This window comes from Streptomyces sp. UNOB3_S3 (assembly GCF_020740895.1).
Lineage (GTDB): Bacteria > Actinomycetota > Actinomycetes > Streptomycetales > Streptomycetaceae > Streptomyces.
The window spans coordinates 1-733 of record NZ_JAILXP010000749.1; the positions used below are offsets into that span (position 1 = coordinate 1).

Genomic DNA, 733 nt, shown 5'->3' on the forward strand with positions numbered 1-733 from the left:
AAGCGGGGGCTGGCGGGGGTGCCGCCGGGGATCCTGTAGCCCTTCTCGTCCCAGGGCTGGCGGGATTCGGGGTGGGCGTCGACGAAGGCGCGGGCCTTGGCGAGGAGGTCCTCGGGGTCCGTGGCGACCTCGTGGATCAGTCCCGCGTCCAGGGCGCGGCGCGGGGTGTACTGGGTGCCCTGGAGGAGGACCTTCAGGAGGGCGTCGGTGATGCCGAGGAGGCGTACGGTGCGGGTGACGCCGCCGCCTCCCGGCAGCAGGCCGAGGGTGACCTCGGGCAGGCCGATCTTCGTGCCGGGCGCGTCGAGGGCGACGCGGTGGTGGCAGGCGAGGGCGATCTCGTAACCGCCGCCGAGCGCGGCGCCGTTGATCGCGGCGACGACGGGGACGCCGAGGGTCTCGATGCGGCGCAGGTCGCGCTTGACGGTCATGCCGGCGTCGAAGACGTGCTGGGCGTCGGCGGGGGTGGCCTTGATCAGCTCACGGAGGTCGCCACCGGCGAAGAAGGTCTTCTTCGCGGAGGTGAAGATCACGCCGCGGACGGACTCCTTCTCGGCCTCCAGGCGGTCGGCGACCGCCGTGAGGGACGCCTTGAAGGCGTCGTTCATGGTGTTGGCGGACTGGGTGGGGTCGTCGAGGGTGAGGGTGACGACGCCGTCGTCGCCGCGGTCGTAGCGGATGGTGGTGGGGGTGCTCATGCCGGTTGCTCTCCTCAGGTGTCGGGGGGGCCGGG

Annotated in this window: 1 protein-coding gene; it reads right to left on the minus strand. The window is 72.4% G+C overall.

Features of this window, described 5'->3' with window-relative positions:
- Window positions 1–698: enoyl-CoA hydratase/isomerase family protein (locus K6I33_RS35445; RefSeq protein WP_229358891.1), on the minus strand; the 698-nt coding region annotated here is incomplete at its 3' end.
- Window positions 699–733: the final 35 nt, after the last annotated feature.